The organism is Pseudomonas fluorescens (genome assembly GCF_018614775.1).
Classification (GTDB): Bacteria; Pseudomonadota; Gammaproteobacteria; order Pseudomonadales; family Pseudomonadaceae; genus Aquipseudomonas; species Aquipseudomonas fluorescens_BY.
Window position 1 is genome coordinate 1 of sequence record NZ_JAGGOF010000042.1, and the last position, 23,337, is coordinate 23,337.

Annotated in this window: 18 protein-coding genes and 1 pseudogene; 17 read left to right on the forward strand and 2 right to left on the reverse strand. The window is 60.9% G+C overall.

Features of this window, described 5'->3' with window-relative positions; all coding sequences use genetic code 11:
- From J7E36_RS11400 to J7E36_RS11475, 16 genes and pseudogenes are all read left to right on the forward strand, one after another.
- Positions 1 to 2,131 (forward strand): annotated as a pseudogene (locus J7E36_RS11400) (type VI secretion system Vgr family protein); the annotation flags it as partial.
- A 1,078-nt stretch (positions 2,132 to 3,209) separates the two neighbouring features.
- Positions 3,210 to 3,770: a hypothetical protein gene (locus tag J7E36_RS11405; RefSeq protein WP_215002862.1), complete on the forward strand. Its 561-nt coding sequence runs from the start codon at positions 3,210 to 3,212 to the stop codon at positions 3,768 to 3,770.
- Entirely contained in the window at positions 3,767 to 4,276 is a 510-nt protein-coding gene (locus tag J7E36_RS11410; RefSeq protein WP_215002864.1) for a hypothetical protein, read from the forward strand. Before J7E36_RS11405 ends, J7E36_RS11410 begins: the two co-directional genes overlap by 4 nt.
- Before the next feature lie 22 nt (positions 4,277 to 4,298).
- Positions 4,299 to 6,341, forward strand: a complete 2,043-nt coding sequence (locus tag J7E36_RS11415; protein ID WP_215002866.1) for a lipase family protein — start codon at positions 4,299 to 4,301, stop codon at positions 6,339 to 6,341.
- A gap of 11 nt (positions 6,342 to 6,352) precedes the next feature.
- A complete protein-coding gene (locus J7E36_RS11420; RefSeq protein ID WP_215002868.1) occupies positions 6,353 to 7,126 on the forward strand; it encodes a hypothetical protein in 774 nt (257 codons plus the stop codon).
- Complete coding sequence (locus tag J7E36_RS11425) at positions 7,123 to 7,896, forward strand: hypothetical protein (protein ID WP_215002870.1); 774 nt, start codon at positions 7,123 to 7,125, stop codon at positions 7,894 to 7,896. The genes J7E36_RS11420 and J7E36_RS11425 overlap by 4 nt, the downstream gene beginning before the upstream one ends.
- The gene (locus J7E36_RS11430; RefSeq protein ID WP_215002872.1) at positions 7,893 to 8,666 is read left to right on the forward strand and encodes a hypothetical protein; all 774 of its coding nucleotides are present in this window, start codon (positions 7,893 to 7,895) and stop codon (positions 8,664 to 8,666) included. The genes J7E36_RS11425 and J7E36_RS11430 overlap by 4 nt, the downstream gene beginning before the upstream one ends.
- Positions 8,667 to 8,780: 114 nt before the next feature.
- Complete coding sequence (locus J7E36_RS11435; RefSeq protein WP_215002874.1) at positions 8,781 to 9,047, forward strand: PAAR domain-containing protein; 267 nt, start codon at positions 8,781 to 8,783, stop codon at positions 9,045 to 9,047.
- 3 nt (positions 9,048 to 9,050) lie between these two features.
- Positions 9,051 to 10,208: a hypothetical protein gene (locus tag J7E36_RS11440; RefSeq protein WP_231286369.1), complete on the forward strand. Its 1,158-nt coding sequence runs from the start codon at positions 9,051 to 9,053 to the stop codon at positions 10,206 to 10,208.
- On the forward strand, positions 10,205 to 13,552 hold the full coding sequence (locus tag J7E36_RS11445; RefSeq protein ID WP_231286370.1) for an ImcF-related family protein: 3,348 nt from the start codon (positions 10,205 to 10,207) through the stop codon (positions 13,550 to 13,552). Before J7E36_RS11440 ends, J7E36_RS11445 begins: the two co-directional genes overlap by 4 nt.
- On the forward strand, positions 13,549 to 15,135 hold the full coding sequence (gene tssA / locus J7E36_RS11450; RefSeq protein WP_215002876.1) for a type VI secretion system protein TssA: 1,587 nt from the start codon (positions 13,549 to 13,551) through the stop codon (positions 15,133 to 15,135). Before J7E36_RS11445 ends, tssA begins: the two co-directional genes overlap by 4 nt.
- Positions 15,136 to 15,160: 25 nt before the next feature.
- On the forward strand, positions 15,161 to 16,927 hold the full coding sequence (gene tssF / locus J7E36_RS11455) for a type VI secretion system baseplate subunit TssF (RefSeq protein ID WP_215002878.1): 1,767 nt from the start codon (positions 15,161 to 15,163) through the stop codon (positions 16,925 to 16,927).
- A complete protein-coding gene (tssG, locus tag J7E36_RS11460) occupies positions 16,891 to 17,988 on the forward strand; it encodes a type VI secretion system baseplate subunit TssG (RefSeq protein ID WP_215002880.1) in 1,098 nt (365 codons plus the stop codon). The genes tssF and tssG overlap by 37 nt, the downstream gene beginning before the upstream one ends.
- Positions 17,969 to 18,505, forward strand: coding sequence for a type VI secretion system lipoprotein TssJ (tssJ, locus tag J7E36_RS11465; RefSeq protein ID WP_215002882.1), 537 nt, complete (start codon positions 17,969 to 17,971; stop codon positions 18,503 to 18,505). Before tssG ends, tssJ begins: the two co-directional genes overlap by 20 nt.
- Before the next feature lie 3 nt (positions 18,506 to 18,508).
- Positions 18,509 to 18,976 (forward strand): type VI secretion system baseplate subunit TssE, encoded by a 468-nt coding sequence (gene tssE, locus J7E36_RS11470; protein WP_215002884.1) that lies wholly within the window; start codon positions 18,509 to 18,511, stop codon positions 18,974 to 18,976.
- Positions 18,973 to 20,073: an OmpA family protein gene (locus tag J7E36_RS11475; RefSeq protein WP_215002886.1), complete on the forward strand. Its 1,101-nt coding sequence runs from the start codon at positions 18,973 to 18,975 to the stop codon at positions 20,071 to 20,073. Before tssE ends, J7E36_RS11475 begins: the two co-directional genes overlap by 4 nt.
- 62 nt (positions 20,074 to 20,135) lie before the next feature.
- Here the strand turns inward: J7E36_RS11475 and J7E36_RS11480 are convergent, their stop codons facing one another.
- The gene (locus J7E36_RS11480; RefSeq protein ID WP_215002889.1) at positions 20,136 to 20,573 is read right to left on the reverse strand and encodes an Lrp/AsnC family transcriptional regulator; all 438 of its coding nucleotides are present in this window, start codon (positions 20,571 to 20,573) and stop codon (positions 20,136 to 20,138) included.
- A gap of 133 nt (positions 20,574 to 20,706) precedes the next feature.
- Here J7E36_RS11480 and J7E36_RS11485 point away from each other — a divergent pair, with 133 nt between their 5' ends.
- The gene (locus tag J7E36_RS11485; protein ID WP_215002890.1) at positions 20,707 to 21,600 is read left to right on the forward strand and encodes a DMT family transporter; all 894 of its coding nucleotides are present in this window, start codon (positions 20,707 to 20,709) and stop codon (positions 21,598 to 21,600) included.
- Between the two features lie 18 nt (positions 21,601 to 21,618).
- Here J7E36_RS11485 and J7E36_RS11490 read toward each other — a convergent pair whose 3' ends face one another.
- Complete coding sequence (locus J7E36_RS11490) at positions 21,619 to 23,244, reverse strand: NADP-dependent glyceraldehyde-3-phosphate dehydrogenase (RefSeq protein ID WP_215002892.1); 1,626 nt, start codon at positions 23,242 to 23,244, stop codon at positions 21,619 to 21,621.
- Positions 23,245 to 23,337 lie beyond the last annotated feature (93 nt).

Below are 23,337 nucleotides of genomic sequence, written 5' to 3' on the forward strand. Positions count from 1 at the left end.
CACCTGCCCCGAACGCGACCTTTCGCCCAACGACCTGCTCAACCGATACGCCTGCTTCAGCCTGCACCCCTTGCCGCCGCGACTGCCGCGCGGTGTTCCGAAGCCGCAGAGCAAACCGCTGCGCACCTTCTACAGCGCGGTGTGCGGGTTCAAGCGACTCTCCAGCGGCAAGGACGAAACCCGTTACGAAGTCACCTTGCAGCCGTGCCTGGCGTTGCTCGCCCGGGGCAAGCAGTTCCGGATCTACCAGCACCAATCGGTGCCGCAGATCGTCGAGCACATCCTGCGCAGCCGCCACGGTTTCCTGGGGCAGCACTTCTATTTCAAGCTGGTGCGCGAGTACCCCCGGCGCGAGCAGGTCATGCAGTACGACGAAAGCGACCTGGCCTTCATCGACCGCCTGCTCGCCGAGGTCGGCATCTGGTACCGCTTCGTCAGCGACGACCGCCTGCACATCGACGTGGTCGAGTTTCGCGACGACCAGCGTCATTACCAGCGTGGCGTCGAACTGGCCTGTGCCCCGCCATCCGGGCTGTCCAGCACCGGGCCGGACAGTGTCTGGGGCCTGCAAGCCGCCCATCAGGTGGTGGAGCAGCACATCCACTTTCGCGCCTATCACTACCGCGACTCCCGGGCGTTTCTCGACGGCGAAGTCGACCAGACCCGGCGCGGCAAGGGCACGTACGGCGAGGCCTACCATTACGCCGAACCGTATCGGGTGCTGGGCGATCGCTTTGACCAGGACGAAGACCTGGAAAGTGAAAGCGGCTTTTTCTACGCGCGCCTGCGCCACGAACGCTACCTCAACGACCAGACCCGCCTCAGCGGCACCAGCAGCAGCGCGACCCTGGCGCCGGGCCAACTGCTGAATATCAGCGGCGCGCCCCAGGCCTTTGCCCCCGGCGCGGTGATCGTCCAACTGACCACCACCGCCGCCCGCGACCGCAGCCTCGTCGTCACCTTTGACGCGATTCCCTATGCCAACGAGGTGTGCTTTCGCCCGCCGGTGCCACCCAAGCCGAAAATCGCCGGCACCCTGCCGGCCCGGGTCAGCAACCCGCAGGCCAACGACCCCTACGCCGAAATCGACATCGACGGGCGCTACCGCGTGCACTTCCTGTTCGACCGCGACACCTGGAACCCCGGCCAGGAAAGCCTGTGGATGCGCCTGGCCCGGCCCTACGCCGGCGACACCTACGGCCTGCACCTGCCGCTGCTGGCCGGCACCGAAGTGGCGGTCGCCTTCGAACAGGGCGACCCCGACCGCCCCTACATTGCCCACGCCCTGCACGACGACGAACACCCCGACCCGGTGACCCTGCGCAACTACAAGCGCAACGTGCTGCGCACCCCGGCCAACAACAAACTGCGCATGGAAGACACCCGCGGCCAGGAGCACGTCAAGCTCAGCACCGAACACAGCGGCAAAAGCCAGCTCAACCTCGGGCACCTGGTGGACGCCGGGAAGAAAAAGCGCGGCGAAGGGTTTGAACTGCGCAGCGATGGATGGGGGGCGATTCGCGGGGGCAAGGGGGTGTTTATCAGTGCGGATGAGCAGCCTCGCGCCAGGGGAGCGCAGCTCGATATGGCCGATGCCATCCTTCAGCTGGAAAGTGCCTTGGCCCTGGCGCGCTCCATGGCCGATGCCGCACGCAGCGCTGAATCGACACCCAGCGATATCGAGAGCCAGCAACGCTTGAGTCAGGCACTCAAGAATCTGACGCAACCTGGCGTACTGGTCCATGCCCCGAGTGGAATCGGCGTGGTCAGCCCCGAGGCCGTCTGCTTGGCCTCGGGGGCGGAAAGCGTGGGCATCATGGCAGCGCACAATGCCGATATCAGCGCCGGGCGCGACATCACCGCCACAGCGCAAGGCGCCGTCAGCGTGTTGGCTCGCAAAGCCGATTTGCAACTCAAGGCGGCCGAGGGCCAGGTTCGATTGCATGCCCTGAACAGCAGTCTCCAGGCGCTGGCGAAAACCGACGTCAAGATCGAAAGTACCGAGGGCCGTGTCGAAATCAGCGCAGCGCAGGAACTGGTTTTACGTTGCGCAGGTGCCTACATCCGCCTGAAGGACGGCGAAATCGAGCTGGGCGCGCCCGGCAATATCTACCTCAAGGCGTCCAATGTAGAAAAACTCGACGGCGCCACGCTCGATACCCCAGTGACCCCGTTGCCAGCCGGCTATAGCGGCGTCTATGAGCTTAACGATCAAGCCCAGGCGCCGAAGCCATTTTCCCGCTATCAGGTCACGACCGGACAAGGCGGGGTTTTCACCGGAGTGACCGACAGGAATGGCCGGACCATGAGCGTCAATACGCTGGTGCCCGGGGACCTGAAGATCGACATGCCGGATTCGTTGTTTGACGAACAACTTCGCCTGATTGATCCGAACGGCAAACCGGCGCGCAATCTGAAATACCGCGTAACCCTGGCGGATGACAGCACGTTTGACGGCATGACTGACGAACAGGGTTATACCCAGCGCTTCGTGACCGACAAACCGACCCGGATCAGCCAGCTCAAACTCTTCCCCCCGGAAGGGGCACCCTCCTGTTGCGCGGCGAGCAATACCCAATCGCCGCTGGAAGTCGACTTGAGCGGCATGAATATCACCACCAACGATACCGGCGTGGGCACATCCGTCCAAACCATTCCTTTGCCCAAAGGCAAGACACGCGTGTTGACGGAGGGTGAAATCGCCATGGCCAGGACCGTATTCAAGGACGCGATCAATTACAAGATAGTCAAAGTCCACCATGGTGGCTGGTGGTTGTTCTTTGGCTTTCAGAATACGGCTGTTACGCCTAATGGCGAGATGTATTACCCGGCGAGCACTCAGTACTACAGAGATGATTTCTCCAATACCAGGGATGATAGGGACAAGGCTCTGTTCATGCATGAGATGACCCATGTATGGCAGTACCAACTTGGCTACCCCGTGAAGAAGAACGGGCTGACGGTTAGCAGTCGCGGGGCTGAAGCGTACGCCTATGATTTGAAAAAGAAGGGGGCGCTCTCTGATTACAACATGGAGCAGCAGGGCGAGATAATTTCTGATTACTACATGATCTGTGTCGTAGGTAACCCTCTCGCCGTATGGAATCAAAGTAACTACAAAAAGAGCCCCGAGCTGCTTGCTTCAACATTGGCGGGTCTTTTTGTAAACCCTGCCGACAAGCGCAATCTGCCCCGCTGAGCGAAAAAGCATGAAATATTTGATGTTTGTACTAATTGGACTCTTAGCGTTTTTTGCCAATGCGACATCGTTTGGGCGTATAGCGAGTGCCAATATGACTTCGATTGACAACAAGCCGGCTATTTGCTTGCCAAATGATGACGAGAAGGCATTTTCAGTCGGCTGGATATCTGTATACGAAAGCCATGTACAGAATCCAGGCGCTTGGGGGGTTGCACTCAAGGCCGAGGCCGAACCATTAGTGCTGAAAGCCGGCAACTGCGTCGTGTTCGGAGTAGTGCCGGAAGGCTATGAGCTGGACGACGATAAGGTAAAGGTCCGGCCATTGAAACTCCAAGCCAATAAAACTTATGTATTTCGACTGACTGACGCCTACCGACCAAGAGATAGCTATACAGCCGTTTTTTGTGTTAGCCAATCCACTGACGGGACGTATGAGTATCTGCAGTATGATCGGTTGGCTGATGGGGCGGAAATCGTTCCCTCTTGCGATGCCAAACTTAATGGGAACGTGCCTGAGCAAGGCGAGCCCCTAGCGAAGTCACCATGGCCCGGTCGAGTGCGCACATGAGAAATCTCATCGTTCTTCTTGGCTTGATATTGAACGTGATGGCCTGCTCGGCTGAAGCCACGCCTTGGGGTATTCCAGGCGAGGCTATAATTAAATCGATCGATGAAAAGTTGTTGATCTGTACATCATTGAACGCGCCAACCCCTGTAAGGGTTAGTTCTGTGTCCATCGTGCAAAGTACTCTGCGCGATGGACGGCGATTACTGATGTGGGGATTTGAATTAAGGGCCGATGGCACACCTCTTTCATTGAAGCCTGGCGATTGTATTGCCTATGGCACTCTACCAGTCGGATATCGGCAACAAACAGCGGCGAAACCTTTCACGGTGGGCGACAGCTATTACGTGAGGATAGAAGCCATTGTTGCCAGCCCAGTCCGTCAGAGCATTCTGTTTTATGACGCGGTTTTTTGTGTAACGGAGAAACCTGGAAGGAAGTTTGCGTACCTGCAATACCAAGATGAGCAGAACGGACGCGTCATAAAACCTTTTTGTCAGTCACTTTAAACTCAATATTTCAAGGATCGATATGAACGACACCCGGCACCGTACGGACACACTCAACCCCTGCAAAGTCATTGTGGTGGGCGAACAGAAAAAATACTGGATCGAGTTCCAGTTGGTGGATGAGCAGGGCGACCCCTTGGCGAACATGCCCTATCGGGCGCTGAACGAAGCCACCTGCACGGGCTACATCCCCGAGTACAGCGGCCAAAGCGATGCCCAGGGACTGATCCGCATCGAGGGCCTGCACCCGCTGCCCATCACCTTGATGCTGGCAGCCGACCCGCTGGCCGAGCAACTGCAAACCCGACGCTTGCGTACTAAGCGGTCTGAGCCGTCTCGTCCAGGCTTCGCTGATCGCTCCCCGTTGCATCAACCGCAGTGCGCCGGTTTCTCGTGCATCGAGGAGCGGGCTTTGGCCGATAAGCACGATTATCACTACCTGCGCATCGGCCAGTTGTGCGATCGGTTGCCGACCTTCAACCCGCCGTTGGAGGACCCTGCCAACCCCCCGGAATTCCACTTTCCGGATCGGACCTTCAGCGGTTTTACCTTCAGTTTCGAGCGGTTGAATCGTCGCCACGTACTGGAAATCTGCCCGCTTCGGGCTTGGGCTCTGGTGTTGCATCACCAGCCGGGGTACAGCTTGGCCAATGCCTACAACCTTGGGCTGATGAGTATTCTGGCTTACAGCTCCAAACCCAAGAAGGAGCATGGCTCCATTGAGGAATTTTTCTCCCAGCAGTGCCTGGATCTGTCACGTACACCCCGGGTATGGGACGACGGTGCCAACTGGCTCTGCTTGGTCAGGGATGTGCCGTTCAATGAGCGCTACACGAGTTTCGAGCTGCTGGACACCAGCAAGGCCGTTCCACCGGAAGGGCATACCCAGCTGTTCTATGCCATCAGTGGTTCCCAGGTGCTGGTGGCTTGGCGCGGCACCGAAACCCAAGGTTTTGATGACCTGCTCACCGATGTGACCTTTCGTCCGGTCGCGCCCGAGGTGGCGGCTCTCTGTAAGCCCATGGTGCCCTGTGACGGTTTGGCACCGGAGGGGAGCATGCACTTGGGCTTTCGCAACGCCTTCGAGGTGGCTAGGAGGATTTACGTAAAGGAGCTGGGCGAAACGATTCCAGAAAGCGCGCTAGGCCGAAAATTGTTTATCTGTGGCCATAGCCTAGGCGGTGCCCTCGGACTGGTCCATGCCGCGTCGCTGAAAAACCGCAATCCAGTGCTCTACACCTACGGCATGCCCCGCACCTTCAGCCTCAAGGCCGTGCAGGGCCTGAGCGAGCTGGTGCATTTCCGTCACGTCAACGACACCGACCTTATTCCCAGCGTCCCGCCCGAGGCGGCCCTGGACAACTATTTGTACGACCTGTATGGCCCCTTGGGCACGACACTGGGGTTTACCTGGTCGTTGGCCCAACTGGCGGCCACTGCCGTGGTCAAGCACGGCGACCCCTACTGTCATCATGGCGAAGTCGCGATGTTTTTCCGCGCCGAGCAGCATATCCAGGAGCGCGGTTCGTTTTACCCGGCGTATCGCAACAAGGAAGGGCTCGGCGCGCCTTATCACACGCCCATCTCCCGGCGCCTGCCGCACAAGGCCAAGTTCTACCTGGTGCCCAGCCTGAGCCCCGAGGAAGAACAGAAGGCTGAAGCGGCACAAAAAAGCCTGGTCGGCTCGCTCAAGCCCGATGAGCGCGCGGCATTCTTTCCGCGCTACAGCAACCCGAAGATCGGGCGGGTTTCGGGCATCGGCCAGCACTTCATGAAGAAGTATCAGCCCTACCTGCACAACCACCTGCTGGAGGCCATCAATGCTGAGCGTAAGCCCCTGATGAGGGAGCAGCAGGAGCGGCAGATGTTTGTAGAGCAGATGAGAGAGCACTGCGACCGCATCCATGAGGATGAACGGAACCGTAATCGGGTGTTTCTCCACTTGCAGGGCCTGCTGGGCCTGGCCTTGGGCAGCACCTGGGAAGCTGAGGGCGGTATCGAGGCGCTGCAGCGTTTCGATGGCGTGGCCGATCCCGATATGTATCACACCGGTACCTTCATTTGAGAGGCCAGATTATGACCAGGAAGCTATCCGTAGCACTGCTGGCCCTGTGTTTCAGCCTGAGCGGTTGCGCCAAGGACTACAGCCTGTCGCCGCCGCCCGATAGCGAGCAGATCACCGTGACGGTGAAAGTGCCGGAGGAGTTGGAAGCCGAAGTGATGCAGGTGATGTATCGCTCAACACTCTGCACGTTCACTGACCACACCGCCGGGGGCAGACCCTATCAGCGCGACGGTTATCAGAGCACCGATATACAGCCTGTGCGACAAGGGCAAAGTGATCTTTATCAGGCGAGCCTACCGAGGGATGGCGGCGGGGTATGCCAATGGCGGTTGAGCAATGTGACGTTTGGCGTTACTTACAAGAACCCTGCACGTTTTGGTCAGGATGTGATGTCAGGGGCGGGAGGTGGCATCGTCGCGATTTTCGATCACAACAATTCACCACGCGGAGGTGCTGACTTCGAAGTCGGCGGGGATTTGATACTTAAAAAAGACTATTATCCTTGGATAAAAGAGAATTTTTTGGATGGATACAGCAAACGTATCAGCCTTACAGGTGAAGGCGGTATTTATGCCAAATATCAGGCCCTACAGGCACGCCGTGTCTATTTCGAACCCATTCTGCATTCGGATTTTGTGACGTATTCAACTGGACCAAGGGTGCAGAAAATTGGCTCTTTCATGTCCTTTACTTATCCTGATGGCAGCATCCTTACCGACGGTAGCTACAAACCAAGTTTCCGCAAATTACAAGCCATTCGCCAAGCCGCGGAGGGCAAGCAATGAACGGTGGCCTGCGTATCGCGTTATTTACTCTTTTCGTCAGCCTGAGCGGTTGTGCCAGGGATTACAGCCTGTCGCCACCGCCTGATAGCGAGCAGATCACCGTGACGGTGAAAGTGCCGGAGGAGTTGAAAGCGAGAACCTTCCAGGTGATGTATCGCTCAACGCTCTGTACGTTTACCGACCACACCGCCGGCGGCAGACCTTACCCGCGCGACGGTTATCAGAGCACCGATATACAGCCGGTGCGACAAGGGCAAAGTGATCTTTATCAGGCGAGCCTGCCGAAGGATGGCGGCGGCGCCTGCCAGTGGCGGTTGAGCAATGTGACTTTTGGCGTTGCTTACAAGGACCCTGCACGTTTTGGTGAGGATGCGACTTTCGGAGGCGGCGGGGGAATCATAGCGATTTTCGATCACAACAATTCGCCACGGGGAGGTGCTGACTTCGAAGTCGCTGGAGACTTGATACTTAAAAAAGATTATTACCCTTGGATATCAGAGAATTTTTTGGGTGGATATCAAAAATTTATTAGCCTCACTGGCGAAGGCAAGACCCATGTTAAATATCAAGTACTACAGGCCCGCCGAGTCTACTTCGAACCCGTCCTGCATTCTGAATTCGTATTGCATTCAGTAGGACCAAAAGTAAAGAAAGACGGTCATTACACTGCCTATACCTACCCCGACGGCAGCGTCGTTGACGATCGGACCCACATGCCTAATTTTCGCAAACTACAAGCCATTCGCCACGCTGCGGAGGGCAAGCAATGAACGGCGGCCTGCGTATCGCGGTATTTACTCTTTTCGTCAGCCTGAGCGGTTGTGCCAAGGACTATAGCCTGTCGCCACCGCCTGATAGCGAGCAGATCACCGTGACGGTAAAAGTGCCGGAGGAGTTGGAAGCCGAAGTGATGCAGGTGATGTATCGCTCAACACTCTGCACGTTCACCGACCACACCGCCGGAGGCAGACCCTATCAACGTGACGGCTATCAGAGCACCGATATACAGCCTGTGCGGCAAGGGCAAAGTGATCTTTATCAGGCGAGCCTGCCGAAGGATGGCGGCGGGGTATGCCAATGGCGGTTGAGCAACGTGACGTTTGGCGTTACTTACAAGGACCCTGCACGTTTTGGTCAGGACGTGATGTCAGGGGCGGGAGGGGGCATCGTCGCGATTTTTGATCACAACAATTCGCCACGCGGTGGGACGGGCATCAAAGTAGAGGGGGATATAGTACTTAAAAAAGACTACTACCCTTGGATAATAGAAAATTTTGCGGATGGGTACAGTAAGCGCGTTAGCCTCGCAGGAGAGGGTGACATTTATTTGGTCTATCGAGCGTTACAAGCACGCAGTGTCTATTTCGAGCCCCTCCTGCATTCGGATTTTGTGACGTATTCAACTGGACCAAGGGTGCAGAAAATTGGCTCTTTCATGTCCTTTACTTATCCTGATGGCAGCATCCTTACCGACGGTAGCTACAAACCAAGTTTCCGCAAATTACAAGCCATTCGCCAAGCTGCGGAGGACAAGCAATGAAACATGTACCTGCGAATCGCCTGTCGCAACATCATGCTCTGGATTTATCTAACTTCTCACTAACGGAAGGCCGCTGCTGTATCGGCCATGCTTGAACTAACGGAGTTTCTGCGAATGTCACAAGGATTTGTTTTGTTAGGTGATAAAACCACTCACGAAGGCGAAGTCATAATGGCTTCTTCCACCATGATCATTAACGGCAAGCCCGTGGCGCTGGTGGGCGACGAGGTCAGGTGTCCTGTTCCGGGGCACGGGGTCAATCCCATTGTCGAGGGCTGTGGGACATGGTCCGAGAATGGCCGGGAAATGGTGGTCAACGGTTGCCGGAGTGAGTGCGGCTGCCGAGTGATTTCCACCGCCCCCGATTGCGCGGTGGGCTGAGCCATGGGATGGGAACGTCAGGTAGCCGAAGTGGCGAAAGCCCCGGCCCCCATCGTGCTGAGCCGATGGCTATTGGCAGCGTGCATGGCGGTGCTGGCCGCTGTGCTGCTGTTTTTGTTGCATGCCTCTGAACGTGTGCCGGCGCTAGGAGCACTCAACGTCTGGGCGGTACTCGGTTTGCCATTGCTGGGCTGGGTATTGGCGTTCGGCACCCGCGCCTACGTCTACGGAGGGGCTCTGAGTCATTGCCAGTTTCTGACAGAGGAGGCGCACGCAGCACAGCAGGCCTGGCAGGACTGGGCTCATCGGTATCTGGCGGTGCAGGGCAGTTGTGTGCTTCTGCCGGATCAGGTATCCGCAAGTGTGCTTACCCAGGAAAACTCCAACAGGCCGCCCAGAACCGGGGAGGCAAGGCGTATCACCGCTCTGCCGGAGCAGGAGCGTGCGCAGGAAGGGCTTCGACTGCTGCTATCGGCAATGGCTCCGACAGTGCGGGCGTTGCCTAGGAGGCAGTCATTGCGCGTCACTCTATTGACCGATATCGAGCCCGGCCAATACGACGCCCTGCGCGATGCCTGGCGACAAATCTGGGCCACCGAGATTGAGCTGACCTCACCAGAGAAACTGACCCTGACGGCCGAATTGTCGTACCAATGGATCGACGAAACGCTGAAGACCGCCAGTTCGGCAGCGGAGCTAATCCTGGTGCTACAGGTTAGCGGTGGGGATGCGTATTCCGACGGTCTGGCGGCTTTGCTGCTTCGCCCGGACCGGCTGGCGCTCGCGTGTGAGATGCCGCTGACGGGAGGATTGCTGCGTCCGATGCCGCTGGACATCAACGACCTGCCTCGGGAATTGCCAGTGTTCCTGCAATCGCAGACCCGTGCTCGTGAAGCCACAGGCTTGTTGGCTGATCGCGCCGATTGGCAGCCATTGATAAACAAGATTTTTGCTGCAGGCCGCACTCAGGGGGCGTCGCTGAAAGTCAATCAACAATGGACACAGGAGCGTCTGTGCGGGTTGCCGGGGCCTTTCAGCCATTGGCTGCTGGCCGCTTTCGGGGTCGAAATGGCCAGGCATCAACAGCGACCGCTGCTGATGTTGACCCAGGAAGAATCGCGACATTGGATCAGCACCGTTACGACCGGAGAAAGGGCATGAGAACCTTGAATAACTCATGGCGCCGCGCGGGTGCTGCGGTGTGGAGCATCATGCTGACGGCTATGTTGGGATGGATCGTCTGGACATATGGCGAACGGGCAGGTTTGCTGGAGCCCGCTCACAAACTGTTGGCATCGCTATTGGTCATGACCATGGCGATGCTGGGGTATCTGATACCCCGTTTGTTGATACACCTTAAACGGCAAGACTACCGTGAGCAGGGGCTGGTGAATAAAGTTCATCCTCAACCGGACGCGGAGTTGGTATTGCGCAGCGTGGATGTTCAGCTCGCCGAACTGCGCAACCACCTGCGTCACCAACACGGCCTCTTCTGGCGCCGCAAAATCCGCATCCTGCTGGTCGTCGGCGGACCCGAGCCAATCACCGCCATCGCCCCCGACCTTGCGGAAAAGCACTGGCTCGAAGGCCAGGACACCGTGCTCCTCTGGGGCGGCAGCGTGCAGGCTGAACTGAACGCGCCGCTGCTCACTGAATGGCTCAAGCACAGCCGTGGCCGGGCCTTGGACGGTGTGGTTTGGGCGCTGGACAAAACCCAGTGCACAGATGACCAGGCGATGAGTGTGGGCCTGTGGCATTTGCAGGCGCTGGCTCGCAAGGTGGGCTGGGAATTGCCGCTGCACTTGTGGCAGGTCTGTGCCAGTGCCTGGTCCCAGGACGGGCGCCAGACCCAGCCGGTGGGGTGTGTGTTGCCTGCGCGAATGACGCCGGAAAGTTTGGAAAGCTGTCTGGAAGCGTTGCGCGCGCCGCTGCGCCGCGAAGGCCTGGAGCAGATGCAGGTACAGATGCAGCATGACTTTCTGCTGCGCCTGTCCCGTGATTTGCGCGATGAGGGCATCGCCCGTTGGCGGCGGGCGCTGGCGCCGTTGTGGAGTGGTTTTGCTCGTGGCGTGCCGTTGCGCGGGCTGTGGTTCAGTTTGCCGCTGCGTCGGGAGGCACCGGGGGCCGAGCACTTGTGGTTGCCCGACCCGGCGTGGCACGGCGTGCGAGGGGATCGCAGTGTCACCGCGCGGCTGGGCTGGAGTGCGCCGAGATGTGTCCAGGCGCTGGTCCTGGGCCTGGCGCTGGTGTGGGGCACGGGGATGGGGCTGTCTTTTATCAGTAACCGTGCGCAAGTTATTCAGGTGAATACCTTGCTGACAGCATTGCAGCAGTCGTCGCGGCCCGATGAGCAACTGCTGGCGTTGCACGAACTGGTTCGCGAATTGGCGCGCCTGGATTACCGGATCGTGCACGGTGCGCCCTGGTATCAGCGCTTTGGCCTGAACCGCAATGAGGTCGTGCGTGACGCGGTGTGGCCGCGCTATGTCGAGGCCAATAACCGTTTGATTCGCGACCCGGCGGCAGCGCAGTTGCGCGCGCAACTGGATGCGTTGGTCAAGCTGCCACCGAACAGCTCTGAACGCGCCGAACGGGCCCGCGAGGCCTACGCGCAGCTCAAGGCCTATCTGATGATGGCGCACCCGGAAAAAGCCGACGCCGATTATCTGGTCCAGACCCTGGGCAAAACCGACACCCGCCGTGACGGTATTTCGCCGGGGCTGTGGCAACTCCTCGCGCCCAACCTGTGGCAGTTCTATGGCGAGCAACTGGCGGCGCATCCGCAGTGGCGCATTGAGGCCGATCCGCGCTGGGTGGCGCAGGTCCGCCAGGTGCTGCTCGGCCAGTTGGGGCAACGCAACGCCGAAGCCAGCCTGTATCAACAGGTCCTCGACGAGGCGGCTCATCATTACCCGGCGCTGGGCCTGCAACAGATGGTGGGCGACACCGAGGCGGCGGCGTTGTTTTCCAGCAAGGCCAGCGTGCCGGGGGTGTTCACCCGTCAGGCCTGGGAGGGCCGGGTGCGCCAGGCCATCGATGACATTGCCCAGGCGCGCCGTGAGGAAATCGACTGGGTGCTCAGCGACCGGCCCGATGATGTCGATGCGCAGTTGTCGCCAGAGCTGCTCAAGCAACGGCTCACCGAGCGCTATTTCCAGGATTACGCCAGCGCCTGGCTGGTGTTTCTCAACAGCCTGCGCACGCGTCAACCGCGCAGCCTGAGCGAGGTGATCGACCAGTTGACGCTGATGAGCGACGTGCGTCAGTCACCGCTGATTGCGCTGGTCAATACCCTGGCCTACCAGGGGCAGGCCGGCACTCGCGGCCAGGCCCTGGCCGACTCGCTGATGAAGTCGGCGCAAAAGCTCATGGGGCCGGACAAGGCGCCGGTGATCGATCAGTTGGCCGACCTGCCGGGCAGTCCGCTGGACGCCACGTTCGGGCCGCTGTTGGCCCTGCTGGGCAAGGGCGCCGAGGGCAAGCACGGCGGTGACGAACTGAGCCTGCAAGCCTTCCTCACCCGGGTAACCCGCGTGCGCCTGAAGCTGCAACAGATCAGCACCGCCGCCGACCCGCTGGAAATGACCCAGGCGTTGGCGCAGACAGTGTTCCAGGGGCGCGGCATCGACCTCTCCGAGAGCCAGGCCTATGCGCGGCTGATGGCCGCCAGCCTCGGCGCGCAATGGGCCGGTGTCGGTGACACGCTGTTCGTACAGCCGCTGGAACAGGCCTGGCAGCGGGTGTTGCAACCCTCGGCGGCAGGCCTCAACAGCCAGTGGCAGCGCTCGATCGTCAACCATTGGGACGCGGCCTTCAGCGGGCGCTACCCGTTTGCCGCGACCAGCAGCGATGCCTCGTTGCCGATGCTGGGCCAGATGATCCGAGCGGACTCCGGGCGCATCGAGCGCTTTCTGCACGAGCAACTGAGCGGCGTGCTGCGCAAGGAAGGCAACCGCTGGGTGGCCGACCCGCGCCATGGCCAGGGCTTGCGCATCAATCCGCAGTTCCTGACCGCGGTCAATCACCTGAGTGAACTGGCCGACGTGCTCTACACCGACGGCGGCCTGGGCCTGAGTTTCGAGTTGCGCGGCAAGCCGCGGCCCGACGTGGTCGACAGCACCTTCACCCTCAACGGCGAAAAGCACCATTACTTCAACCAGCGGGAACGCTGGCAGCGCTTCAACTGGCCGGGCCGCAGCGAGTACCCCGGCGCGCGCCTGACCTGGACCGGCCTGGTCGGCAACGAACAGCTGTTCGGCGACTACGCCGGCACCTGGGGCCTGATCCGCTTGCTGGAAATAGCCCAGCTCACGCCCTTGGATGACCGTGGCAGCCACTACCGCATGCTGATCAAGGCCCCCGACGGCGCGAACATGATCTGGCACCTGCGCACCGAACTGGACGCCGGGCCGCTGGCACTGCTCAAGCTGCGCGGCTTCAGGTTGCCGCAGCAGATATTCCTGGCCGCAGGCGGGGCCAATGCGCGCAACGAGGTGTTCGAATGAGCTTGCCCGGTTTGATCGAACGTTGCCTGGGCGGGCGCGACCCACTGCCCATTGCCCGGGAACAGGCCATACGTTGGGCACCCTGGTTGCGACCTGTCAGCGCGGACTCAGCTGTCGGCGAGGACCCCGGCTACGACGATGACTTCCAGAGTCTGCGCGAGGAGGTCAACAAGTTGTCCGGTGCCGATACCGAACGGGTCATCGCGTTGGCCGAGAAACTGCTCACCCATACGTGCAAGGATCTGCGCGTAGCCACCTATTATTTGTGGGCACGCCTGCACCGGGACGGGGAGGCGGGGTTGGCTGAAGGCCTGAGCCTGATGGCGGCGCTGGTCGATCACTTCGCCGATACGCTGCTGCCGGTGCGGGCCAACAGTCGCAAATTGGCGGTGCAGTGGCTGGCCGGCAGCAAGCTGCTGGATACGCTGTCAATGTTTCCCGAGGTGGTGAGAGCCGAGGCCGAGCGGACGGTGGCCGCATTGGCATGGCTGGAACAGGGTCTGGCTGCGTGGCCGCAGGAACAGCGTCCCAGCCTGGAACCCTTGTATGCCGCGCTGTCGGCACGCCTGGTGCAGTCCGGTGGTGTCGATGCGTTGGTCCCCCAGAACACGGCGAGCCAGACCAGCCATGTGCATGCCGGCGCCGCGCCGGTCGCGGCGATCAAGTCAGGACGGGATCTGCTGGACGGCGGCAGGGCCCTGGCCGGTTATCTGCGCGATCAACCCCACGGCTGGCTGGCCGCCCATCGACTGATGAAGAGTCTGCGCTGGGACACGGTGCATCAGGCACCGCCGTTGGACGCCAACGGCAACACGCGCCTGGCGCCGCCACGCGCGGACTACCGGGCCCAGCTCAAGCGTTTGTACCTGCAACAGGGCTGGACGCAATTGCTTGATCAGGTGGAGCGCATCTATGCCGAAGGGGTGAATCATTTCTGGCTGGACCTGCAATGGTATGTGTTCCAGGCATTGAGCAAACAGCCGCCGCCGCAGGACCGTTGGGCCGATATCACCCAACGGGACCTGGGCATGTTCCTTGGGCGGCTGCCGGGCCTGGAGATGCTCTGCTGGAACGATGGCAGCCCGTTTGCCGATGAGATCACCCGCGAATGGATCGCCCGGCATGTCAGCGACAAACCCCCCGAGCCATGGCTGCCCGCATCTTCGTCGCCACCCACGGCGGGTGACATCGACATTTTTTCTCTGGAGGGCGAAGCCCTGGCCCAGGCCGACCGGGACGGTGTGGACCAGGCGCTGGCCTGGCTGGCGGCACGGCCGGACATCCGGACCGCCCGCCAGCGCTGGTTGCTGCGCCTGCTCATGGTGCGGGTGGCCGAACAGTTCGGCAAAAGTGATCTGGCCATCCACCTGCTGGGGGAGCTGGATGCCACGGTTCAGCACCATGATCTGTGCGCCTGGGAGCCCGAGCTGTACTTCGAGGTCAAGGCCCGGCTGCTCAAATTGCTGCGCCTGAAAGCCCAGCGCAACGATGCCGACAAACCCGCCCTGGCCCGCCGGATGGAGGGGTTGCTGGCGGCGCTGGTCGCCGCCGATCCGGTACGAGCCGCTGTGCTTTGCGGCTGACGCTTATTGAACAGGAGTTATTTCCTTGAACATGGACAACCTGACACTGCGCTATTTCGACGCTGAAATGCGTTACCTGCGCGAGGCCGGCAAGGAGTTCGCCGAGGCGTTTCCAGACCGGGCGGCGCAACTGAACCTGGACAAACCCGGGGCCCAAGACCCGTATGTGGAGCGGCTGTTCGAGGGCTTTGCGTTCCTGATGGGACGCCTGCGGGAAAAGCTCGACGATGATCTGCCGGAGCTGACCGAAGGCCTGGTCAGTTTGTTGTGGCCACATTACTTGCGGACCATTCCATCGCTGTCGATCATCGAGTTGATGCCCGACCTGGGCCAGATGAAGCGTAGCGAACGGATCGGCCAGGGGTTCGAGATCCTGTCGCAACCCATCGGGCCGCAAGGCACCCGCTGCCGCTATACCACCACGCAAGCGCTGACGTTGCAGCCGTTGGCGTTGACCTCGGTGCGGCGTGACCATGAGCCGGACGGGCGCACGCTGCTGCGCCTGCGCTTCACCTGTGGCGCGCTCACCGACTGGCGCCCTGTCGACCTGAGCCATTTGCCGTTGTACCTCAACGCCGATGGCCCTCTGGCCAGTGCGTTGCACCATGCGCTGACATTGAACTGCCAGGCGATGTATGTGCGTATGCCCGGCCAGGAGCGCCAACCACTGGAGGGGTATTTCAAGGCCAAGGGTTTTGCCGGCGAGGACCGATTGTGGCCGAAAGCGGATAGCGCCTTCAGCGGTTATCAGCTGCTGCTTGAATACTTCACCTTCCGCGAGAAATTCATGTTCGTCACCCTCTGTGGGCTGGAGCAACTGGTCATCGGGCCGGAAACGCCCTGGTTCGAGTTGGAGGTGGTGTTGCGCGAGTCCTGGCCGGCGACCTTCAACCTGAGCGCCGAACATATCCGCCTGCATTGCGCGCCGGTCATCAACCTGTTCGCGCTCGAAGCCGACCCGATGGCGCTGGAGCCGTTGCAGACCGATTACCTGCTGCGGCCCATGCGCTTACAGGACGGCCACCTGGAAATCTATTCAGTGGACAGCGTCACCGCTTCGAAGAGTACCGAGCGCCTGGACTACGTGCCCTTCACCAGCTTTCGCCACAAGGGTGGAATGCTCCGTGACGGGGCGCCCGAGCGTTATTTTCATACCCGCTTGAAACGGGCGGCCAATGGGTTGCACGACACCTGGCTGGTGCTGGGCGGCGACGGTTTTGACCAGGACCGTTTGCACAGTCAGACAAGCCTGTCGCTACGCCTGACCGGTACCCATGGGCAACTCCCGCGCAAGGCGTTGCAGCGCACCTTGCTCGATACGGTGGTGCAGTCTGCCCAGGTCGGGTTGCGGGTGCGCAACCTGTGCGCGCCGACGTTGCCGTGCTATCCACCCAATCGCGACCGTTTCCACTGGCGCGTCCTCAGTCACCTGGGCTCGAACTTCCTGCCGATGCTCGACAGCGCTGAAGTGTTGCGCGGAACCCTGGCGCTGTACGACTGGACCGGCAGCGAGCTGAACCGGCGGCGGCTGGAGGCGATCGTCGAGGTGCGTCATCACCTGATCCAGCGCTTTGAAAAGGGCTTCCTGTTGCGTGGGGTGGACATCGAAATCACCCTCGACGCCAACGGCTTCCTGGGGGAGGGCGACATCAGCCTGTTCGGCGAGATGCTCAATCGCTTCTTCGCCCTGTATGCCGACATCCACCTGTTCACTCGGCTCACCCTCATCCTGCAACCCACTGGAAAATGCCTGCAATGGAACGAGAATCACAGTCAGCGTATTCCCGGTTGAAGGCCAGTGGTCTGCTGGATGCGCTTGAAGGGCAGGTGGCCGAGGCCAGCCTGTACCGGTTTTGCCAACTGCTGGAACAGGCGTTGCCCGGTCACCCTCTCTTGGGCAGCACGACGCGCCCGGCAGACGACCCGGTGCGCTTTCGACCGGATCCCGGCATGGGCTTTCCGGCCGGCGAACTGAAAGCGATTGAAACCGATGACCGCCACCCAGAGCGTCCGGCCACGGTGCGCACCCGTTTGCTGGGTTTGTACGGTGTCGACTCGCCCATGCCGACGGCGTTTCTGGACGATATCGCCCAACGCCGGGAAGGCCATGAGGCCTTGGAGGCGTTTCTCGACATCTTCAACCATCGGATTTTCACTCAGTTCTATCGGATCTGGCGCAAGTACACCTACCCAGCCACCTTCGAGGCGGGCGGCACTGATGCGACGTCGCAGTGCCTGTTGGGGCTGATCGGCCTGGGCATTCCCGGCACCGCCCGGCAGATTGCCACGCCGATCTCGCGTTTCCTGGCGTTGCTGGGCGTGATGCGCCTACCCACCCGCAACGCCGAAGGCATCGAAGCGCTGGTCAGGTTGCTGGCGCCTCATACCCAGGCCCGAATCACCCCCCATTGGCCCCGCAAGATTGCTTTGCCGCAAGCCGCCAGCCTCTGTGCAACACGCCCGGTGGCGTTGTCCGAGGGCACGCCGTTGGGCCGTGTCGGGAACGACGTCAACAGCCAGCTGCACCTGACCCTGTCTACCGAAGACCTGCTGGAGGCCCGTGGATGGTTACCCGGTGGGCCATTGCATGGCGACCTGCTGGTCCTGTTGCGGGTGTATCTGGGCTGGCGTTGCAGCGCGAAGCTGACCTTGTCACTGCCGGTGCGCAGCTTGCCGGTGCCGCTATTGGGGCAAGCGCCCATCCAGCTGGGCATGACCGGCGTGCTGGGTTTGGGCGCGGATGCCTGGCAAGCGCAGAAGCACGACGTCATCACGATCAATCTGGGCCGATATCTGGGCCTGACCAACAATCCCCGGAGCCAGGAGGCCCACCATGTCACGTACCGTTATTAATCTATTGGCGCTGGCTGCGGTCGGCTTATCGCTCGGCGGCTGTGGACTGACCCAGTCGATAACAGACCGCTCCGCGTCCACGACCCAAGCCATTTTCCATAAACAGGCGAAAACCCTGCAGCTGGATTTCAGCGCCCGTCTGGCCGACAACAGCGGCCGGGCGAATTCCGGCGCACTGTCAGTGCCGACACGGGTGCGGGTGTACCAACTAAGCGCCAGAAAAAACATGGACCAGGCGACTTACGAGGGTTTGCTGAGCGATGACGAGCGCCTGCTCGACAGCACTTTGCTGGACAAGCGAATCGTGGTGGTGAAGCCCGGCGAAAAAACGCAGTTGAACGTGCCCCTGGACAAGGGCACCCAAGCTGTCGCGGTGGCGGCGTTGTTTCACGACCCGGATGTCACGATCGATACATGGCGGCTGATGCTCACACGCGATGAGTTCGCCTTGGACCGCGCACGGGTGATCGAGCTGGATGACAACCGGTTGACGTTATCGCCCTTGGAAAAGGACTGAACCATGACCGAACTCAATCCCTCGCTCTACGAAACGCTGCTGCAAAATTTCGCCGGCGGGCTGGACCTCGATCAGGTCAGCGAGCAAGACCAGCCGGTGCTTTCAGTCCTGGATAATCTGCAACGCATCCTTGGCAGCCGGGCTGGTGCGCTCAGTCACCTGCCGGATTACGGGCTGCCGGATCTGGGCGCGGGGCTGCAGGGCGTGCCGGCTGGCACCCCTACCTTGATCGAAGCCATGGCCGCCACTTTGCTCAAGTATGAACCGCGTCTGGCAAGCGTCTCGATCGAGCTACTGCCCCAGGCACTGCCGGGGTACGTGGAGCTGGCCTTGGAGGTGCAATTGAAAGGCGGGCGACGAGCCAGTTTCGGTACGACGCTGGCACCCGGAGGCAAGACCCAGGTGCGTTATCCGGCGAGCCAGAACAACGTGCTGGAGCCGTTGACGGATAACGAAAGGACAAGAGGATGACCGCGCTGTTCGAGATGCATGTTCGAGTCGGCGGGGATCCACGCGGCTACGAGGAATTTACCGCCCTGGGCGATGAACTGGCGAAGCTGGGTCATCCCGCTTGTCCCGACGTGGACTGGGGCAAGGTGGAGCAGCTGTGCCTGATATTGCTCCGGCAGAATGGGGCGGAACTGCAAACCGTGAGTTTCTATACCTTGGCCAGTGGGCAGCGTAACGGTTTGGAGGGCATGGTCCAGGGCATGATTCTGCTTGAGACGCTGAGTCACGAATGGTCGACGTTATGGCCGCCGAGCACTTCGATGCGCCTGGATGTCCTGGAATGGTTGTTCGCCCAACTGCAATCGCTGCTGCGTGGCTTTTCGGTGGCGGCACACCAGCAGGCGACATTGCTGCAACTTGACCGTGTGCTGGCGCGTTTGCATGAGCATCTGCTGAACCAGGCGTCCATACCGATGCGCTCGCTGTTGGTCCTGCGCCAGCAGGTCAGCATCCTGACCCAGCGTTTGCAGCCAAAGCCTGCGGTGTACGAACTGACAGCGCGGCTGGCGGAGCCGGCATTTGTCAGGCCTGTCATGCTCGTGCCGCCTCCAGCAGTCAAGGCTATCAAGCGCCCGGGCAGGTTGGGGTTGTGCGCGGCGGCGCTCATGGTTGCCCTGGCCGTTGGGGTGGGTTGGCGGGCCTGGCGGAGCCCTGCCGATGGGCCTGCCGTGCCTGAGCCGGTGCGCCTGGACAGCCTCTCATTGTTCGACCCTGGCAGCGCGGCGCTCAACCCCGGGGCCACCGATGTGCTGGTCAATGCGCTGGTCAATATCAAAGCCCGGCCGGGCTGGTTGATCGTGATCGCCGGGCATACCGATGCGACGGGGCTCGACGCCGATAATCTTCAACTTTCCCACGCCCGCGCCTCGGCGGTGCGCGATTGGATGCAGCGTATGGGCAACATCGCTGCCGGCTGTTTCGCCGTGCAGGGGTTCGCCGCGAGCCAGCCGATTGCCGACAACGACACCGAGGCCGGACGGATGGCCAATCGGCGGGTGGATATTCGCCTGGTGCCGCAGCAGGGCGCGTGCGAGCACTGCGAGAGCACAGCTTGCTAGCGACGAGGCCAGCCACTTCAACATTTGCTGGCAGGACCACCGCTGTCGCGAGCAAGCTTTGCTCACGCCATCGGCGGCAATCGCCGTTTGACCGGTGTCTTCTTGACGATGGCGGTATTGGTTTCGGCATGGACATTGAGCTTGTCCAGCAAGGTGTCCAGCTGTTCCATCGAGCGCACGTGCAACCGGGCGATGAAGCAGTCGTCGCCGGTCACCTTGTCGCATTCGGTAAATTCAGCGATGGCCTGGATCTGTCGCTCCACTTCCTGCAACTGCCCCGGCAACGGGCGGATACGCACAATCGCCTGGAGTTGATAGCCGAAGCACTTCGGGTCCACTTCCACGGTATAGGCCCGAAGCACGCCGCGTTCTTCGAGGCGGCGAAGGCGCTCGGCAACGCTGGGCGAGGACAAGCCGCTGAGGTTCGCCAGGGCCTTGAGGGAGCGCCGGGAGTCTTCCATCAGGGCGCTGATAAGAACCTGGTCAATGTCGTCAGTCATGTCAGCTCCGTTAGGCGAATACGTGAAGTGGCCTTGATAAAAAAGGCCGAAAGGCAGTTTAGCCTTTTTCAAGCCATGGAGAAGGTGCCTGTTGGCTGCGCATACTGTGCGCACTTGCTGAGGGAGACTGAAGATGGACAAGACCTTACGTCGCGGTTCGCTGGAAATGACCGCCGCCATGCTGATTTCCGGAACCATAGGCTGGTTCGTGCTGGTCTCGGGCCTGCCGGTGCCGGACGTGGTGTTCTGGCGCTGTGTGTTTGGCGCTGTCACCTTGCTGCTGATTTGCGCTGGTTTCGGCTTCTTGCGTCCCGGCATCCTGACGCGCACCACCTTCCTGCTGGCGGTGGTCAGTGGCGTGGCGATCGTTGGCAACTGGGTGTTGTTGTTTGCCTCTTATTCGCGGGCATCGATTGCCATCGGTACGGCGGTGTACAACGTCCAACCGTTCATGCTGGTGGGGTTGGCGGCGCTGTTCCTGGGGGAAAAGATCACCGCACAGAAACTGTTCTGGCTGGCGGTGTCTTTTCTCGGAATGCTGGCCATCGTCAGTGCCCACGGTGAGCAAGGGCAGGGTGGTCAGGAATATCTGCTGGGCATTGCGCTGGCGTTGGGAGCAGCGCTGCTGTACGCCATCGCGGCGCTGATCATCAAGCGCCTGACCGGCACGCCACCGCACCTGATCGCGCTTATCCAGGTCAGCACCGGCGTGTTGCTGTTGGCGCCTTGGGCGAATTTCTCGGCGTTGCCCCAACAGGGCACGGCCTGGGCCAGCCTGGTGAGCATCGGCATACTGCACACGGGTGTGATGTACGTGTTGTTGTACAGCGCCATCCAGCGCTTGCCGACGGCAGTGACCGGTGCGCTGTCGTTCATCTATCCGATCGCGGCGATCTTCGTCGACTGGTTCGCCTTTGGCCATCGCCTGGAACCGCTGCAATGGCTGGGCGTGGCGGCGATCCTGCTGGCGGCGGCCGGCATGCAACAAGGCTGGGGCAGCCGATTGCGCCGCCCGGTCCTGTCGTGACGCACCGTTTTGAACGAATCAGAAGATGTAGTCGGTGGTCAGGAAGTTTGAATCGCGCTCGCGGATGATGTCGCTGATCAATGCCTTGTTGCTTTCCTGGAATTTGGTTGCGACCAGGGTGCGGATAGAGAAGGTGCGCAGCGCATCGTGGACCGACAACGTGCCTTCGGCCGAATTCTTCCGGCCATTGAACGGGAAGGTGTCCGGCCCGCGCTGGCACTGGGCGTTGATGTTGATCCGTCCGACCTGGTTGGCGAAGGTGTCCACCAGCTTGCCGACCTCCGCCGGGTTGGTGCCGAAAATGCTCAGTTGCTGGCCGAAGTCGGACTCCAGCACATAGTCCACCACGGTGTTGAGGTCGCGGTACGGCACGATGGGCACCACCGGGCCGAATTGTTCTTCGTGGTAGACCCGCATCGCCGTGTTCACCGGATAGAGCACCGCCGGATAGAAGAACGAACTGCGGGACTCGCCGCCATGGGGATTTTTCACCTCTGCGCCTTTGGCAATTGCGTCGGCTACCAGCGAATGCAGGTAGTCGACCTTGCCCGCTTCAGGCAACGGCGTCAGTGCCACCCCGTCGTCCCAGGGCATGCCGGGTTTCAGGGCCGCCAGCCTGGCGTTGAATTTCTCGATGAACGCCGGTGCCACGTCTTCATGGACAAAGAGGATCTTCAACGCGGTGCAGCGCTGGCCGTTGAAGGACAGCGAGCCGGTCAGCGCCTCGCTGACGGCGTTGTCCAGGTCGACGTCCGGCAACACCAGCCCGGGGTTCTTGGCATCCAGCCCGAGGGCGGCACGCAAGCGGTGTGGGCGCGGGTGGAGTTTCTTCAGGTCGCTGGCAGCCTTGTTGGTGCCGATGAACGCGAAGATATCGATCTTGCCGCTGGCCATCAGCGCGCTGACGGTTTCGCGGCCGCTGCCGTAGATCACATTGATCACGCCAGCCGGGAAGCTGTCGCGGAAGGCTTCGAGCAGCGGCCGCACCAGCAGCACGCCAAGCTTGGCCGGCTTGAACACCACGGTGTTGCCCATGATCAAGGCCGGAATCAGCGTGGTGAAGGTTTCGTTCAGCGGATAGTTGTACGGGCCCATGCACAAGGCCACGCCGAGGGGCACGCGACGGATCTGCCCGAGGGTGTCCTGTTCCAGTTCGAAGCGGCTGGAGCGTCGGTCCAGCTCCTTGAGGGCATTGATGGTGTCGACGATGTAGTCGCAGGTGCGGTCGAATTCCTTCTGGGAGTCCTTGAGGTTCTTGCCGATTTCCCACATCAGCAGCTTGACCACCGCTTCGCGTTGCTCACGCATGCGCGCCAGGAAGGTTTCCACATGGCGGATACGCTCCGCCACGCGCATCGTCGGCCATTGGCCCTGGCCCCGGTCATAGGCACGGACCGCGGCGTCGAGGGCGGTGAGGGCGGTCTCGGCATCCAGCAACGGTGTGCTGCCCAGGATCACTTGCTCATCGCCGTGCTCGCCGGCCAGGTACACCGGGCTGCGGACCACGGCCAGTGGTCCTTCCCAGGTTTTCAGGACGCCATCGACCAGGTATTCGCGTTGCTCGATCCGGCCCTCAAGCCGATAGGCCTCCGGGATCTCGGCGGCGCTGGGGAACAGGTGGGCGAGCAGGGTGGCGGTGGTCATGTCGTTACTCCATCAAGGAAATGAGCCAGAGGCTTACAGACGTAAAACGCTTTTAGGGTTATACGCCTTAATGGAGGTGTTTTTTAAGGGGCC